This is a genomic window from Archangium minus, assembly GCF_044360475.1.
GTDB classification, from domain to species: domain Bacteria; phylum Myxococcota; class Myxococcia; order Myxococcales; family Myxococcaceae; genus Archangium; species Archangium minus.
Genome location: NZ_CP043494.1, coordinates 6653505 through 6669403, shown reverse-complemented (window position 1 = coordinate 6669403; position 15899 = coordinate 6653505). Strand labels below are relative to the sequence as shown.

Annotated in this window: 11 protein-coding genes and 2 pseudogenes; 5 read left to right on the top strand and 8 right to left on the bottom strand. The window is 67.0% G+C overall.

Features of this window, described 5'->3' with window-relative positions:
• The first annotated feature begins 2 nt into the window (after nucleotides 1-2).
• Nucleotides 3-1559, top strand: a complete 1557-nt coding sequence (locus tag F0U60_RS27090) for a hypothetical protein (RefSeq protein WP_395803669.1) — start codon at nucleotides 3-5, stop codon at nucleotides 1557-1559.
• A 97-nt stretch (nucleotides 1560-1656) separates the two neighbouring features.
• Here F0U60_RS27090 and F0U60_RS27085 read toward each other — a convergent pair whose 3' ends face one another.
• The 5 genes and pseudogenes from F0U60_RS27085 to F0U60_RS27065 form a co-directional block, all read right to left on the bottom strand.
• Nucleotides 1657-5772: an IPT/TIG domain-containing protein gene (locus F0U60_RS27085; RefSeq protein WP_395803667.1), complete on the bottom strand. Its 4116-nt coding sequence runs from the start codon at nucleotides 5770-5772 to the stop codon at nucleotides 1657-1659.
• Nucleotides 5773-5818: 46 nt separating this feature from the next.
• On the bottom strand, nucleotides 5819-7033 hold the full coding sequence (locus F0U60_RS27080; protein WP_395803665.1) for a peptidoglycan-binding protein: 1215 nt from the start codon (nucleotides 7031-7033) through the stop codon (nucleotides 5819-5821).
• 2 nt (nucleotides 7034-7035) lie between these two features.
• Nucleotides 7036-7422: a hypothetical protein gene (locus F0U60_RS27075; protein WP_395803663.1), complete on the bottom strand. Its 387-nt coding sequence runs from the start codon at nucleotides 7420-7422 to the stop codon at nucleotides 7036-7038.
• 112 nt (nucleotides 7423-7534) lie between these two features.
• Nucleotides 7535-8491, bottom strand: coding sequence for a homocysteine S-methyltransferase family protein (locus F0U60_RS27070; RefSeq protein ID WP_395803661.1), 957 nt, complete (start codon nucleotides 8489-8491; stop codon nucleotides 7535-7537).
• Between the two features lie 118 nt (nucleotides 8492-8609).
• Nucleotides 8610-8792 (bottom strand): annotated as a pseudogene (locus F0U60_RS27065) (SDR family oxidoreductase); the annotation flags it as partial.
• A 1-nt stretch (nucleotide 8793) separates the two neighbouring features.
• On the opposite strand from F0U60_RS27065, the pseudogene F0U60_RS27060 reads away from it, so the two are divergent.
• Nucleotides 8794-9009 (top strand): annotated as a pseudogene (locus F0U60_RS27060) (LysR family transcriptional regulator); the annotation flags it as partial.
• A gap of 55 nt (nucleotides 9010-9064) precedes the next feature.
• Nucleotides 9065-9355: an alpha/beta fold hydrolase gene (locus F0U60_RS27055; protein ID WP_395826017.1), complete on the top strand. Its 291-nt coding sequence runs from the start codon at nucleotides 9065-9067 to the stop codon at nucleotides 9353-9355.
• A 214-nt stretch (nucleotides 9356-9569) separates the two neighbouring features.
• Here the strand turns inward: F0U60_RS27055 and F0U60_RS27050 are convergent, their stop codons facing one another.
• Entirely contained in the window at nucleotides 9570-10370 is an 801-nt protein-coding gene (locus F0U60_RS27050; RefSeq protein WP_395803659.1) for a hypothetical protein, read from the bottom strand.
• A 287-nt stretch (nucleotides 10371-10657) separates the two neighbouring features.
• Here F0U60_RS27050 and F0U60_RS27045 point away from each other — a divergent pair, with 287 nt between their 5' ends.
• Both F0U60_RS27045 and F0U60_RS27040 read left to right on the top strand, forming a co-directional pair.
• A complete protein-coding gene (locus F0U60_RS27045) occupies nucleotides 10658-10867 on the top strand; it encodes a hypothetical protein (protein ID WP_395803657.1) in 210 nt (69 codons plus the stop codon).
• 482 nt (nucleotides 10868-11349) lie between these two features.
• Nucleotides 11350-14304 carry a dynamin family protein gene (locus F0U60_RS27040; RefSeq protein WP_395803655.1) on the top strand — a complete coding sequence of 985 codons (2955 nt, stop codon included), beginning with the start codon at nucleotides 11350-11352 and terminating at the stop codon, nucleotides 14302-14304.
• Between the two features lie 182 nt (nucleotides 14305-14486).
• On the opposite strand, the gene F0U60_RS27035 is transcribed toward F0U60_RS27040, so the two are convergent.
• Together F0U60_RS27035 and F0U60_RS27030 are read right to left on the bottom strand one after the other, a co-directional pair.
• Nucleotides 14487-15026 carry a hypothetical protein gene (locus F0U60_RS27035; protein WP_395803653.1) on the bottom strand — a complete coding sequence of 180 codons (540 nt, stop codon included), beginning with the start codon at nucleotides 15024-15026 and terminating at the stop codon, nucleotides 14487-14489.
• 156 nt (nucleotides 15027-15182) lie between these two features.
• Nucleotides 15183-15725: a GFA family protein gene (locus F0U60_RS27030; protein ID WP_395803651.1), complete on the bottom strand. Its 543-nt coding sequence runs from the start codon at nucleotides 15723-15725 to the stop codon at nucleotides 15183-15185.
• Nucleotides 15726-15899 lie beyond the last annotated feature (174 nt).

The window sequence follows — 15899 nt, the reverse complement described above, 5'->3', positions numbered from 1 at the left end:
TCATGTCACTGCGAAACAATGGACGGCTTTCGCGCCGGGAAATCTTGAAGGCGTTGTCGATGTGCGCGGCGGGCTCCGCGACCCTGGGGCCCCTGCTGACGGGGTGCCGAGAAGGACTCAATACTCCGGCGGCCCTCGAGCAACTCGGAGGCGTGCGCCAGGCACGCCTGGATGGCAAGCCTCGCTTCCTCATCGTAGTGGGCGCCGTGGGAGGCGCCTCCATCGTCGACAGTATGCTGGCGGTGCGAGCCTCGGAGACGACGGCGGCGGGTGGCGACGCCGCGAAGCTCAACACCTTCGCCGACGCGCAGGTGCAGAGCGTGGACGGCTCTCCGTTTCGTGCCGTGAAGGTGGATGCCGATGTTCTGGGCAGCATCCCCATGAAGTTGAAGACGGACCAGTTGCCCTTCGTGAAGAAGTACAAGGACTCCATGCTGGTGGCCACCTCGGTGGGCACGTCGGTGAACCACGTCATCGCGCAGAAGCGCAGCCTCACCGGCAGCAACGCCTGGCGCGGTCGCACCCTGCAGGAGTGTGTGGCCCTCCAGTACGGCGCGGGCTTCCCCCTTCCCAACGTGAACATGGGCAACGGGGGCTTCTCCGAGCGCGGCACCGACACCTCCCTGCCGGCCTATTGCTATGGAGAGGTGGTGACCAAGCCCTCGTTCTGGCCCCTGGGCTTGGATGGTATGAAGGGCATCAAGGACGTGCCTTCCCGCGACGTGGTGAACATGGCCCGAGTCGTGCGCAACTCGCTCGATGCCCAGTCGGTCTTCGGGAAGACCTTCGACGATGCGGCGGCGCTCAAGCTCTGGAACGAGCAGCGCACCTCGGGGCAGGCCTCGCTGGAGGTGCAGGAGCTGATCAGCCGCCTCAACATGATGCCCGACAATCCATCGGAGACGCCGCTTTCGGAGTACGGCCTGTCGAGCTCCCCCGACGCGGATCGGCTGCGCGCGGTGTTCCCGAACTACATGACGGATCCCGTGGAGGCGCAGGCGGCGCTGGCCTTCCTGCTGATCAAGAACCGGGTGTCGGTCTCGGTGACACTGGGCCCGTCGTTCAACATCGCGTACGGTTCATCGAATCAGTTCACCAACCCACCGCTGGCCTACGACTTCAGCCACAATGAGCACCGCTCGGTCCAGGCCTTCATGTGGTCGCGCATGATGGACACGATCGACAAGCTGATCGAGCTGCTCAAATCGGAGCCCTTCGACTCGAGTGGCGAGAGCCTGTGGGATCGCTCGTTGATCTACATGGCGACCGAGTTCGGGCGCACGCGCACACGGTCGGAGGGAGCCAGTCGGTTCGGCACGGGTCATGACCTCAACAACGGCTTCATGATCCTCTCGCCGATGGTCCGGGGCAACACGGTGCTGGGAGGCGTGGATCCGAAGACCACGCTGACCTACGGCTTCGACCCGCGCACCGGCGCGCCCCTGCCCGGCAAGATGGAGGCGAACGAGGCGGACATCTTCTCGGGCCTCCTCACAGCGATGGGCGTCGATACCTCCGGCAGCGGGCTGCCCGACGCGAGCGCCTTCCGGCGCACCTGATCCGCTCGGAACCGGGGAAGGGAAGGGGAGACAGGATTTGAACCTGTCTCCCTGGCCAGCACCGCCTTCCGCCAGGGCGTGGCCCGGTTCTCCGCTGTCAGAGCCACGTGTAATTGGGGTAGCTCAGGTTGGCCATGAAGGCCCTGAGGGTCGACAGGCTCGGAGACGGCGGTACCGCGCGCGGGAACGCCAAGATGGGATTGCCGGCCGCCAGCGGAGCCCCCGAGTTGTAGTACTCGCACGGGAACAGGCTGATGTGGTCCATCCCTGGCGCGCCCGCGTTATGGCGGGCCGCGGCCTCCGCGTTCAACGGCGTCACCGCGCCAGTGGGAATCGCGGTGTTGTAGTGATTCAGGAGGCTCGCTACCGTGAGGGTCGTGAGGGGGGCGGAGTCGACGAAGGCGCTGATTTCCCCGTCATACTGCATGCTTCGGAAGGACCAGTTCGCCGAGCCCACCACGAGCCACTGGCCGTCAAAAGCGGCGACCTTCGAATGCGTGTAGACGGTGTTGCTGCGGGACGCCGGCGGTCCCGGATGGATGTACTGGGGAGTGTAGAAGTGCATCGCGGACTCGACCGCGAGAATCTGATGAAACCGGACCACGACGGGGCCCGCTCCGGCATCGAACGTCAGCGTGTCGTTCTCGAGCCAGTTCGTCGCCGTCGGCGCCGCCGGGTTGTAGCAGTCGAAGACGTTCCAGTTGGCCCCACAGGCTGCTCGCAGGACCGTCACCGGGCCGGCCCCGATGTCGTAGACGACGCGCGTGCAATAGGGCGCCGCTGGCGCGACGCTCCCGTCCTCGAAGGTGAGCGCGAAGTGCAGCCAGGCCCGGCGCGTCATGTAGCCCGACGCGGCATCCATCGGATGCGGAATGACGACGACGACGCGGAGGTTGCCGCCGGCCAACGTGAGGGCGCGGTGACGCGCGACGATGGCCTGGACCAGATCCGGGTCGGAGAAGTGGTAGTTCTCGAAATAGATGTAGTTGTTGGCCGCGTTGATGCGCTCGATGACCTTGTCCCGGATATGCGTGTGGCGCGTCGTGCCCTCGGAACGCGTGACGGCAATCGTCACCGGGGTGTTCTGCATGTCGTGAGGCTGCAACGTGGTGTTGTCCACCGTCTCGATGGCCCGGCGCCGGACGGTCGCACTCTCGAAGAAGGAGAAGTCGCGGGCCAGGAACTCGCCGTTGTATCCATACATGTTCGCCATGCCATACCACGTGGCTTCGAGGGCTTCCGTCCTGCGCCAGCGCCGCATCCACTCGCGCTCGACGTCATCCGTGGCCGGGCCCCGGATGTAGATGGCGGCGTCGTGCCAGGGCTGGCATTGGTTGGCGAGTGGTGGGAACGAATGGTCGGGCGCCGCGAAGTAGGCGTTCGACAGGTTCAGGCCGCCAATGACCGCGTGACGGATGCCTCGGATGGAGAAGATGGCAATCTTCTGGTGGATGGAGGAGCCCGTCTCTCCCTCCGAGTGTTCGAAGTAGACGCGAACCCGTCCGGCGCCCTCCACGGCCGCCATGGCGACATCCATGTCATAGAGGTGCTTCGCCATGTCCGCGTTGGAGCTGAACACCCCGCGGCCCATGTCGACCTTGCTCTCAAGGGCATTGGGGCGCCACAGGATGACCTCGACGTGATGTCCTGCCCGGACGACCCGTTCGATGGCGTGAAGGAGCCGGTGGTTGGGGTGCCCGAAGACGGCCCGGCCTCCGATGGTGACGTCATCGTGCGCGTTCCAGTAGGCGAGGCGGACGTACGTGAGCCCCTTCGGGTCCGGCGGGGCCTGGCGCACCTGCTCGAACCCGTACTCGAGGAAGCCGAAGAAGTTCTCTCCGTCCAGGAGGAACTGCGCGAAGTTGCCTCCCGTCGAGGTGTGGGGATCGACGACGTAGGTGAAGGCATTCGCCCGGATGGGGCCGGGCGTGGGGTCTCCCGGGTTCTGTACCGCGAGTGAGACCGGACCGGCGGCGTGCGCGGGTACGCGGCAGCGCAGCGTGGTGGCATTGACCACCTCGACGTCCGCCGCCTCCTGCCCATCGACGAGGACCTTCGCGTCCGGGAGGAAGTCGGCTCCGGTGACGGTGATGGCGCGTCCGCCGGTGTCGGGGCCCTGCGCGGGCTGCGCGTTCGCGGTGACGGTGGGCGGATTCCGATAGGTCCAGAGGTTGTTGCCAACGCTCGGGCCGCCGGCGCCGGGGTTGAGGACGGACACATTGACGGCCGCGAACGGAGGGCCCACCGCCGCGGCCGGTGTCCTGGCGGTGAGGGTGGTGGGGGAGATGACCTCGACGTTCGTCGCGGCCACGCCCGCGATGAAGACGCCAGCGCCCTTCACGAAGCCGGTTCCGGTGACGGTGATGTCCGTGCCGCCCGCGCTCGTTCCCGTCGCGGGCTCGACCGCTGTGACGGTCGCCGCGGGCTGGAACGTGTAGCCCTGGGTGAAGGTGCCGGCACCGGATTGGGTGACGACGACGTCCACCGGGCCCATGGCGTGCACCGGGCTGGCGACTCTGAGCTGGTTGGCGGAGATGATGGTCACGGGCGCGGCGGCGACCCCACCGAAGCTCACCGCGGTGGTGCCATCGAAGCCCGCGCCATGGATGTTCACGGTGGTCCCGGGCGGACCGGCGTTCGGCTCTACCTTCGTGATGGCGGCATACTCGAAGCCGTCCATCAGCGTCTCACCGTCGACGTCGATGTCCACCAGGCCCACGGCGTGGGCAGGCGTGGTGACCACGAAGTCCGGTCCCGCGGCGGATGCGGCCGCGGTGCCGTCGAAGGTCACCGCCGCGCCGGGTGGGGGGAGGAACGGCATGTGGATGGTGACGTTCTCCCCACCGGCGGGAAGCCCGCGCCGGGGCTCCACCCGGAAGCCGGTGTACGTGTAGCCATTGACGAGCGTGCCCGTGTCGCCGCCGTCGTTCTGCACCTCCACGTCGACCGCGCCATGGGCATGGGCGGGGACCTTGCAGCGTATCGCGGTGGGGGAGAGGACCTTGATGTCGGTGGCGTCTTCGCCTCCGAACCGGACCTCCGCGCCCTTCTCGAAGCTCGTCCCTTGAATGGTGACCTCGGTGCCCTCGGGGCCTTGCGCGGGGTCCACGGCCGTGACGGTCGCACGCGGGACGAAGGTGAAGCCATTGGCCAGGACCGCCACCGGGTCGCCGAGGCTGTTCTGGACCGAGACGTTGACCGGTCCAGGCGCGAACGCCGGCGTCGTCGCGGTGACCGTCTTCTCGTCCACGAGGAGCGCATTGACCGCCGCGCCGCCAATCTGCACTCCGTTCACCGCGAGCGTGAGCAGCCCGCGCCCCTTGATGGTGACCTGCGTCCCTCCCGCCACGGGCCCTCTGGGGGGGTCGATGCTGACGACCTCCGAGGCACCAAACTCGAAAGCATCCAGGATCCCGCTGGAGGCCCCCACCACTGGGGCTGGCGACACCCCCACCACGGCGCCCAGGGCGGGGTTCGTCACCACGACCTGGACGGGCCCTGCTGGATGCGCGGGCGTGTGGACCCGCAGCTCCTTCGACGAGGTGAAGGCCACGGCGGCGGCGGCCATGCCATTGAAGGTGACCGCCGAGTTGTGCACGAAATATTGCCCGGTGATGGTCACCTGCGTGCCACCCCCAGGCCTGACGCGTCCCGGGGAAATCGAGTGGATCATCGGCTCACAGAAACGGATGCCGAAGCCGTAGGCCACGAGGTCGCCCGGAATCAGCACGCAGACCTCGGCGGGGCCGAGCGGATGCTGCTGAAGGGTGCAAGTGATGCGCGTGGCCGAGACACGGGTCACCATCAGCGCGTCGATGCTGCCAACACCGGGACTGCGAACCTGGACCTGGGCTCCCACGGGAAAGCCTTCGCCATGAATCGTCACGGCGCCGCCCGCGGTGGGCAGCAGGTGCGAATCGATGCTCTTGATGTGGGGGTAGTAGCGAAAGGGAGTGCCACACGCGGCGGTGGGCCCACCGTCGTAGAGGTAGCCAGGGTCGTTCGTCACGGTGATGGTGACGGGGCCGGCCACCAGCTGTGCCGGCGCTGTGGCAATCAGGGTTGTCGAATTGACGCGCTCCACCTTCGTCGCCTTCACGTCCCCGAACTTGACGCGGACCGACCTGGCGAAGTCCGTCCCCGTGAGGGTGATGCGCTCGCCGCCGCTGGCTCTGTCGAAAGCTGGGACTGCGTTCGTGACGGTGAGTGCCAAAATCGCCTCCGATGAAACTGCGTCGAGTTGGGGGACGGTCGATACTTCAAGCCGAGTACAGCTGCGCGAGCCGCGCGCGGGTTGGCCCATCGATTTCGCCCGTGATGCCCAGGCCGTACTTCTTCTGGAACTCACGGAGCGCCCGGCGCGTCAGCGGGCCCACCTCGTCACGCTCCGAGCCGCACCAGAACCCGAGATTGAAGAGCCGCCCCTGCACGCCGGATATCGTCTCGAGCGGGTCGAGGTGAGCGAAGCGGAAGTGGTAGGTCTCGGGGTGGGGGCGGGTGGCCAGCGTGAGCTCCAGCGACACCGCATCGGCCGGGACGGCCTCGTCGAGTGCGCCGTCGCCGTTCGTCTTCCCGGTCCAGACGTGCTCCGTCCCGTCGGCCGTGACGACCTTGGCGAGGAAGCGAATCTCGGAACGCGCGGCCCCGTCCACGCCCTGGAAGCGCAAGCGAGCTCGCGCCTCGGCCGGCTCGCAGCGCAGCCGGACCTCCTGCCCCGTGCTGACGTCCACGAGGGTCTTCGGGCTCGGAGGGACGGACACAATGTCCCCGGGAGCCAGGATGTTGGGGCTGCGCTCGCCCTGGTGAAGGCCGGGGTTGCCGTCCCACAAGGTTCGCGAGTCGACGCCGAAACGGACGGCAAGCGTCCAGAGGCACTCGCCCTGTGCCACCTCGTGCTGCTCCGTCCCGGCGGGTGGAGGGCTCCACACCGCATTGTAGGCCGACGCTTCACGGCCCTCCGGAAGCGGCCGGGTGCCTTCGAGCGACCAGGCGCCGACGCCCAGCACCCGCACCTGATGGGCGTCGGAGTCGAGCAGTCCCTCGAAGCGGACCCGGCCCTGCGAGTTGGAGCGCAGGGCGAGGATGCCGTCCTTCCCCTTGCGGCGCAGCTCGACGAGGGCTCCCGCGACGGGGCCTTCCTCCCCGGTGAGCACCACCTCGAGCGCGCTGTTCGGCGGCTTCCGCTCGCAGCGCTGGATGGTATTGCCCGCCTCGCCTTCCAGCGTGGAGGCCGCGGCGTCCGCCGCCCGGAGGCGGGCGGCACGCTCTCGGGCCGCATCATCCTTCGCGTCGGGTTCCTCGTGCTTCCAGTCCTCGTGGGGACCGAAGCTCGTGCGCCACCTCCGAAGCAGGTCCTCCGGTAGTTCTCCCGGCCGGCCGAGGACCTCGGGCGAGGCCGTCTCGGTGCCACCTCCGAGGGTGTGCGAGTGCTCGTGCGTGGGGGTGAACTCGAAGTGGCCCTTGGGAGGAGACATGCTCATAGCCCTAGCTCTCGCCGGTAGGCGGACGTCGTGGCTTCCTGGTCGAGCCGCTGGAGGCAGCGCTCATGAACGCGCTCCAGCCGCACGCTCGGGCTGCTCGTCGGATCCTGGAGCATCTGGGCGGGCCATTTCAGCTCGGTGTCGAAAGACCACCCAAAGCACGCCGCGAGTGCCAGATAGCGAGCGCAGTCCCGACGCGAGGTGATGCCATACGTGGCCGCGCGGCCAAGACAGCCCTCGATTTCCTCTCCCAGCTCCCAGTCGGGCAGTGACGCCAGCTCTTCCGGGAAATGGGTGCGCAGGTGGGTCATCATCTCCAGGACGAACTGCTGGAAGCGGGTCCGCTCGAGGACCCTGACTTGCGCATCGCGAATCTTCATCATGGGCGAGCGCCTCGCTGACGGTTCCCATGGAGTCCGTGCATCCAGGAAAAATAATACAACCTGGACTTCCACGCGATAAACATCGACAGCCCGGAACCTGAAGGCCCTGGCGTCAGCCCGTGAGGACGCCGGCGAGCGTGGCGATATGCCGCTCGTCGGTGCCACAGCATCCGCCGAGCAGGCGCGTGCCGAGTTCCGCGCGCACGCGGGCCATCTCCCGCGCGAAGGCGTCCGGGGGCTCGCTGTCGAGCTCCGCCCGCCCGTCGAGCTCCTCGGGTGAGAGGCGGGAGGTGTTGGCCTGCAAGCCGACCACGCGCTCGCCGAGTGAGGGCCAGGCCGCCAGCTGGCGCGCCATCCCCTCGCGAAAGACGGAGGGGTGGACGCAGTTCACCATGTACGCCGTCGGGCGCGCGCCGGGCAGGGCGTCGAGCTGCGCCACGGCCTCACCCAGCGGGGTGCCGTCGAGCAGCGCCCCGGTGGGACGCAAAACGAAGCTCAAGAGGAACGGCGCCCCCGTGCGCGCCATCGCGAGCGCCAGGCCCTCGGCCTCCGAGAGGGCCGGCAGCGCCTGGGCCACGAGGAAGTCCACCTCCGCGCGCGCGAGCGCCTCTACGTGCGGCGCGTGGAACGCCGCCGCCTCCTCGCGCGGCAGGGCCTCCGCGGGCTGGTAGGCGTCCCCGCGACACCCGACGAGCCCGCCGATGAAGACGTCTGCGCCCCGGTCGCCGACCTCGTCGCGCAGGCCCGCCAGCAGCCCCACCGCCTCGCCGAAGACGTCCCGGCCGGCGAGGCCCGCGCGCGCGAGCCGCTCCGCGTTCGCGCGCCAGGTGGGCGTGAGGAGGAGGGTGGGCAGGCCGTGGCGCAGGCCGATGTCACGGTAGTCGCGGTAGATGCCGGCGAGCGCCTCGCGCCCCTCCGGCCTGAAGAGGAGGCCCGCGTTGGCCACGTGCGGGTCCAGCAGTCCGGCAGGGTGGCGGCGCAGGCGCTCGACCACAGAGCCTTCGGCCAGCAGCAGCGGCGCCTCGAGCAGGGCACGGAGGAACGGTGCGTGTCTCGCCAGGAGTCCCATTAGCGCCCCCCCGTCATCGTCAGCACCATCGAACGATTCCTGGTCATGGTTGCCCCTTTCATGGGCTCGGCGCCGCCAGCGCGGCCGCCACGCCGCGGGTCGCGGCATCGAGGAAGGGTCAGCTGTACTTGTTGCGTCCTGCCATGACGCCGCCGTCAACATCCCAGATTGCGCCGGTGACCCACGATGTCTCGTTCGACAGCAGATGGGCAATGGTTTGCGCAACATCCTCTGCGCGACCCACGCGGCCGAGCGGATGGAATCCGTTGAACCCCTGGAGCGCACTGTGAACCTGCTCCTTCTTGGACGAGGAGGTCTATCCCGTTTGCTCGCCTGCCCTCCTGCGGCAGAGTCGCCGTCCGCGCCGGCCGTCGGACCTGGCCGGCCTACGGCTCATCCACGACCGGTCCGTGGATGCCCGCTTGGGATTCGCCACGTGGGAGGCCTGGCTCGAGAAGGCGGGCGCAAGGGACGTCGACACGAAGCGAGGCCTGCGTATCAACAACTCCGCTGCCGTGCTGCAAGCGGCAATCGACGGGCAGGGCGTGGCGCTGGCCCGCAGCATCATGGCGCATGAAGGAAGCCCGAGAACTCCTCAGGACGATGCAGCGTCAGATCTTCGAACTCCAGGACGGGATACAGGGGGTGGAGGTCGACGACGTCGCGGTCGACCCGTCACGGATCGCGGCCCCGGTCAGCCTGTTCTCGGGCGCTCATGATTCGCCGTACTTCGCCGAGAGCGCGAGGCTGCTGACGGCGTCGTTGCCCCGGTCTCAGCACACCGTCCTCCCGTGGGCCGGTCACCTGCCGACTCTCGAATGCCCGGTCGACGGGAGTTCGCTGGTCCGTGAGAGCCTGGGGTGATCGAAGAGCTGCAATCCGTCGTGCACAGCACGCAGAAATGAGCGCCGTGAAACAGTACCTCGACCGAACCATCCTCCAGCTGGGGCGTGGCTTCCAGTTCTCCGCCGAGCCGCCGCCGGCGCTCGCGAGCGCTGAACACCTGGCCAGCCGCGACTCCTGGACCGTGCTCGGCATATTGGAATGTCCTGCCCGTCGGCGAGGGGCTCCGGGTCACTCACTGCCCGAGCGACTGGGGCGGTGGCTTCGCGCTGAAGGCGGGCACGTAGCACTTGCCCTGGTACTCGTAGAGCACGTCCGGGCATGGGGCTTTCAACTCGTGCGGCGTCCAGCAGGCACCGATGAGCTCCACCTCGGCGTAGCGGGTGCAGGGAGGGCGCTTCTGGCCTTTGAATGGCTCGCGCGGCAGTGGACGGGCGATCACGGATGATTCTCCAGCGTCCGTGGTGTCCACGAGCGTACCGATGTCGAAGGGGTCCGGAGTCCCGGCTACCGTGGACACCTCGTCGCTCGTGGGGGGGAGCGAGGTGCTTGCCAGGGGCTCCGGGCCGCTCGGCGGTTGGGGCACGGAGGCCAGACGCACCAGCGCGAACATCAGGGCACACACCGCGGCGGCGATCGTCAGGCTCAGCCCCAGGCGCAAGAGAGGGCGGGGCTCGGAGGGAGAGGGAAGGGCGCGGGCCATGCGGCGAACGCCCTCGAGCACCCCCTCGAAGGTGAACACCAATGACTCCACCGATTGCTTCTCGGGGGACACGGACCAGGGTGTCTGCTCCACCTGCATGGCGACATAGCGCGCCGCGTCCGAAGAACTAATGAGCACCCGCCAATCCTTCAGGGGAGCCTTGTCCTCCTCGGAGGGTTTGAGCACCAGGGCCGTGGCTCCGCTCGACTCGTGCGTGGCCAGGTAGAGCTCTCCCTGTTTGTTATCGGACTGCGGTACCTGCTCCTCGAGCAGGTACGGCCCCAACTGCTCCAGTTCCTCCTCGCTGCTCGCATCGGTCTTCTTCTCGTCCACGCGTGCTCCTCTCTGGCCTCCATGCCTGCTTGATGCCCGAGGCGCTTGTTCGCATGGAGCCGAGCCCTTCTTCCAGGAGCTACTTGGTGCCTCCGGGGCGTCCTACTCGCCAGGTGCACGCACGACCCCTCAGCGTCCATTTCCCATCCGGGTCCCTTGAAGATGAGGGGCGCCAGTTCCCTCTTGAGTCTGGAAAGAGCTCAGAAGGGCATCCGCTGGGACATCCGCGCTGTCACCTCCTGGGACAGGTCAGGTGACAACCGTGCTTCGTGCCAGGGGAGGGCGGCGTGCGCTTCGAGGCGTTGCCGCCGCCCACGCAAGGTGAGGTGGAGCAGCTGCTGAGGGTGGTGCGTCATCGGGTGCTGCGCCTGCTGGAGAAAAGAGGGGCCCTGCCCGCGCAAGGGTCTGAGGACGCGCTGCTGGCGTACCAGGCGCACTCCCTGCAGCAACGGCTGCGCTGGACGGAGGTGGACGTCCGGCCCCCTCCCAGTAAGTAGCCTTGGTGCGCCTTTCTGGAGGGGTTCTCCCTGCATGGTCACGGTAGGGACGGCCCTTCGCCTCATCGACTCGGGCCGCGTGATAGGCGAGGTAGCCGCGCACCACACTCCCGAGCCACTGCCCCTGTTCTGGTACGGGCAGATGCTGGCGTCGCCGCAACTCGGGTCTTCACCTCGCGCAGCTTGTCCCGCATCCGTTTGCGCATCGTCCGCCGCATCAGCAAGAAGCTCCCCTTTTTCGTCTTCGCGCACAGGTGCGTGAATCCCAGGAAGTTGAATGCCTCCGGCTTTCCCTCTCCGCGTCTCCTTCTCCATTCAGCCGCATACCGGCCAAACTCGATGAGGCGCGTCTTCTCGGGGTGCAGTTCCAGTGAGAAGATCCGGGGCGAAGGAGGATGGAGCCTGAGGGCCCCCAAATCACCAGTTTCTGGGCTGCGCGGCGTCTGGTACTAGAACGCTCCGGTTACACTTCCGGGGGATGAATGAGCTCGATTCGCTGGCTGCACCTCACCGACTTCCATCAGGGGATGGGGAGTCAGAAGTGGCTCTGGCCCGGAATGAGGGAGCGGGTGTTCGAGGACCTGGCCCGGCTTCAGGAGAAGATGGGTGGCCCGTGGGACCTCGTCCTGTTCACTGGAGATCTCACCCAGCGGGGCTCCGCCGAGGAGTTCCAGTCCTTCGAGGACAACCTTGCCCGGTTGTGGGCTCATCTCCAGGATCTCGGCTCGAATCCGCGCCTGCTCGCGGTCCCCGGGAACCACGACCTCATGAGACCCGCCCCCAGGAAGGCCACGGTTAAGGCACTGGGCACCTGGTGGGACGACTCGGACATCTCGGATGAGTTTTGGAAGGACGACACCAGCGAATACAGGCGCTTGGTTGCGGAGGCCTTCAAGCCGTACAGCGACTGGCAGCGCGCGTCGAGGTTCCACGGGCAGCCCCTGACGCCCGGACTCCTGCCTGGGGACTTCTCGTTCACGCTGCCGAAGGACGGCGTGAGCCTGGGAGTCGTGGGCCTGAATTCCGCGTTCCTCCAACTGACGGCCGAGGACTTCGAAGGGAAGCTCGCGCTCGACCCCCGCCAGTTCCAGGCCGCCTGCGGCGGTGACTCGTCGGATTGGCTCGCCCGGCACGACGCGACGATTCTGCTGACCCATCATCCCCAGAGCTGGCTGCATTCCCGGGCGGTCACGTCGTTCGAGCAGGAAATCCTGGCGGGTGACAACTTCACCCTCCACCTGTTCGGGCACATGCACCTCGGTGCTTCGGGGAGCATCCGGCATGGGGGAGGAGCCCCCCGCCGCTTCATCCAGGGGCCATCCCTCTTCGGGCTGGAGGAGTTCGGAGAGGAGAACCGGACCCAGCGGATTCATGGCTACATCGCGGGTCGACTCGACTTCGAGGAGTCTGGCGGCACGCTGAGCATCTGGCCCCGGGCCGCGACGCTCAAGGAGGGCAACTTCCGGGTGCTCGGTCCAGACCCCAGCGCCATCTTGGACGGGCGCGATGCCTGGAGCGAGCCGTTCACTCCAAGAGGAATGAGACGCGGGAGGCGCTCGGCGTCTGCACCCGACGCCGCCGGTCTGCCCTCGGGCAGCGCGGAGCCGGGAGCAGGCCCCCCCTCCATGCGCTCCGAGCTCTCGGCAGGCGACTACACGCGCCTGCATGGGCGTGCACGGCTCGCGGTTGAGCGCCTGAGCACGATTGCGCAGCAGCTTGGCTGGCACAGTGTGGCGGAACAGGGGCAGGACCTGCTGAAGATCCTGCATCAGGAGCCTTACCGGGTCGTCATCACGGGAAAATCGCGCGCAGGGAAGAGCACGCTCCTCAACGCCTTGGTGGGTCGGGCCATCTGCCCGGTGCGGCGCAGCATTACCACCGCGGTCCCCATCATCATCAAACCGGGGGAGAAGGAGTTCCTCACGGTCAATATCGAGGGCGAGCGTCCGCGCCTGAGCGATGGCCCGATAACGCAGGACATGCTCGCCCCCTACGCGGACCAGCAGAACAACCCGGACAATGAGAAGAAGGTCATCGACATCCAGGTGGAGTTGACGGACGAGGTTCTCGACCTCGGTGTCATGTACGTGGACATTCCCGGGTTCGATGACCCGACAAGCCGGATCTGGTCCTCCACGGCGGAGGTGCTCCAGACGGCGCATGCACTTGTGCTCGTCTTGGACGTATCCTCGGTCCGGGTTGGCGGCTTCGCCCTGGACAAGCAGACGAGAGAGTTGCTTCAGGACGCGCAGGCGCGGCAGTGCGCCGTCTTTGTCGTCTGCAACAAGGCGGACCAACTGAACGCGGAGCAAGCCCGGGAAGCGAACGAGATGGTGCGGTCCTATCTCGAACGGTTTGGCGTCTGGACCATGCTGGCGCATCCGCCGTTCTTCCTGAGCGCCAATGCAGTCCCCGTGCCACGTCAGCAGGAGAAGGCGAATCCGCCATCCTATAAGGCGTTCTATGACGCACTCTGGGAGAGCCTCTGGAAGACGGAGGCCATCGGGCTGCGCCGTCTCTACCGGGTCTTCGAGCAGCTACGGCTCGCCGGTGACGAAGTCGCCACGTTGATTGCATCCCGGCGTGCGAAGGAGCCGGAGCGTATCAAGCTTCGTGCGGCACTCCAGCGCTGTGAGGAGCAGCGGAAGGAGATCGTCGAGGACTGCACCAAGACCATCCAGCTCGCCCAGGCGCACGGAAGGCAGCTCATGCAGACGGCGAGGACGGAGCTTCGGGACGAGGTGCGCAAGTGGGTCGAGGCCTTGCCCACCGGACAGGACCTGCCCAAACCCTCCGCGTGCGTGGATGCGCTGAAAGGCTCGATGTTGAACCGGCGAAAACAGATCGTGGAGCAGGTTCAGCAGAAGTTAGAGGACAGGCTGGCGCGGATCGATCAGCGCATGCGGAAGAGCCTGGCGGAGTTGCGCTCCGAGGCGGGCTCATCCGCTCAGACCCGGCAGATGCAGGGCCTTGTGCAGACGCTTTCCACCTGGAAGGAGCAGATGGAGTTGTCGGTCCCCGAGCATCAAGGGCGCCAGGCGGCTCGGTTCGCCAGCATGGCATCTTTCGGCATCGCGGCCCTGACGGGACAATTGTTCGGGCTGGGGGGACTGCTCGCGACGGCCTTTACATGGGCCATCAACATTTTCACTGATAGCGCCGACACACCGGCCGAGCTGGAAGAAGACGTGGCACAGACTTTTGAGAGGAACTGGAACCAGTTCGCGACGAGCCTGGAGCAACGCATCAGCGAGCTTGGCAGGTTGGTCACCCAGCGAATCCGCTCCAACATGATGAGGTTCATGGAGGACATGCGGACCCAGCTCGACGACATCCGCGAAGCGACTCCGGAGGAACTCCAGCTCTTCGAGCAGCTGAAGACAGAGACGGAGCAGGCCACGGTGTCGCTCCATGCAATCCTGCGAGCCGCGAAGTAGACATGGGGCGCTCCCACTCCAGGGGCTGGGGCAGGAAGCCGCGATGGCTCCCTCCCAGGCCAAAGACAGCCCGGTGCACCCGGGAGGAGAAGCGCTGCGCGCCGGGCCTTGAGGTGCCACGGGTCCGGCCCGCGCGCGAGGCACGGGCCGGACTTCGAGGACTCACGCCTGGAGGGTGCGCCTTACAGCGAAACGCTAGCGGAGGTCACGGAGATGAACGCGCACGGAACGTTGCTGGACAGCGTGCTGCAGGTCGACGGCTGCGCCGGGGTCCACGTCGTCGCGTTGAGCTTGATCGCCGCCTGGGCGCGCTGGCGATAGGTCCCAGCGGTGTAGGTGGTGGGGGTGGCCGTCTGCCCCCCGAAGTCGGTGTTCGTCTCGGCGTAGCAGCTGCGGCTGCCCGGCACCGCCGTCCAGGTGACGGTGCCCGTGCTGCTCACCGACCTCTTCTCCAGGATCGAGCAGATATAGACAATCGGATAGTCCTGGCTGCAGTCCCAAACAGACGCCTGGGCGCTGATCATGCCCGCGTACGGACCGCTGTCGTACGTGTAGGGCTCCGTCGCCTCGACCACGCACGTCGTGTTCGGAATGGCCTTCGTCAGCGCCGACTCGGTCCGCGCGATGCCGCTCTCGGCCTGCTCCGTCCCTTCGGGGGCGGGACCGCACGCGCTGAAAGCCATTGCCACCACGGCGAAGCCATACGTCTTGAAATGATTCATGTCCGTTTTCTCGGAGGATGAGATGCTTGGGGGCTTGATGCGGCGGTGAACTAACACATCATCTCTCCACCGTCCATGTCTTCCCGGGAAAACCCGACAGCTCGTAGAGCAGACGGGCCCGGCATCCTGGCGTGGAGGAGTCAAAGCCGGCGCCGCTCATGCCTCGATCTTCGTGCCGTCGATGCCGCGCGGAGTACGCAGTCCCATCGCGAACCACGCCGCGAACAGCCGCCACATGAACGCCACCGAATGCGTGGCATAGGCAGGCACGTTTCCGTCCAGGGGCGCGCCATCGGGGCGGTCCCGGGTCATCACCCGCATCTCCACCGGCGGCGCACCGGGGATGCGGTTCCGGTACAGGCTCAGCCAATGGCCTTTGTTGAATTCGAGGAACATCGCCGAATTGCAGCAGGTCGCCACCACCCGCCGCGTCGGCGAATCGGGCTTGAGGCGATATTCCTTGAGCTGCTCCCCACCGCTCGTGCAGCGCACGCGGTCCTTGCGATGGAGCACGAAGCTGGTGCCGCCATCGGCATCGAGCACCGGTGCCGCGCCGGGAAGCGCCTCGATCCGCCGGCCCGCTTCGCGGCAGCTCGCGCAATCACAGACCGTGGTCAGGATCGGCGCACCCGCCGCCTCGAACACCACCTGGCCGCATGCGCACGCGACGAGGTGGGACCTATCCGAATCAACGCTCATATCGCCTCGTCCTCGAGTCAAACCAGACCGTCCAGATACTACATGGTCCAGGATGCGCAGGAGCGCTCCCGACGTTGTGCTCAGTGCCCATGCCGGGATGCCATGCGTGTCTTCGCGGAGACGAACCTCACAAAGTGAGAACGAATGTCCCATGGGTTTTCGGGTAGGGTGCTC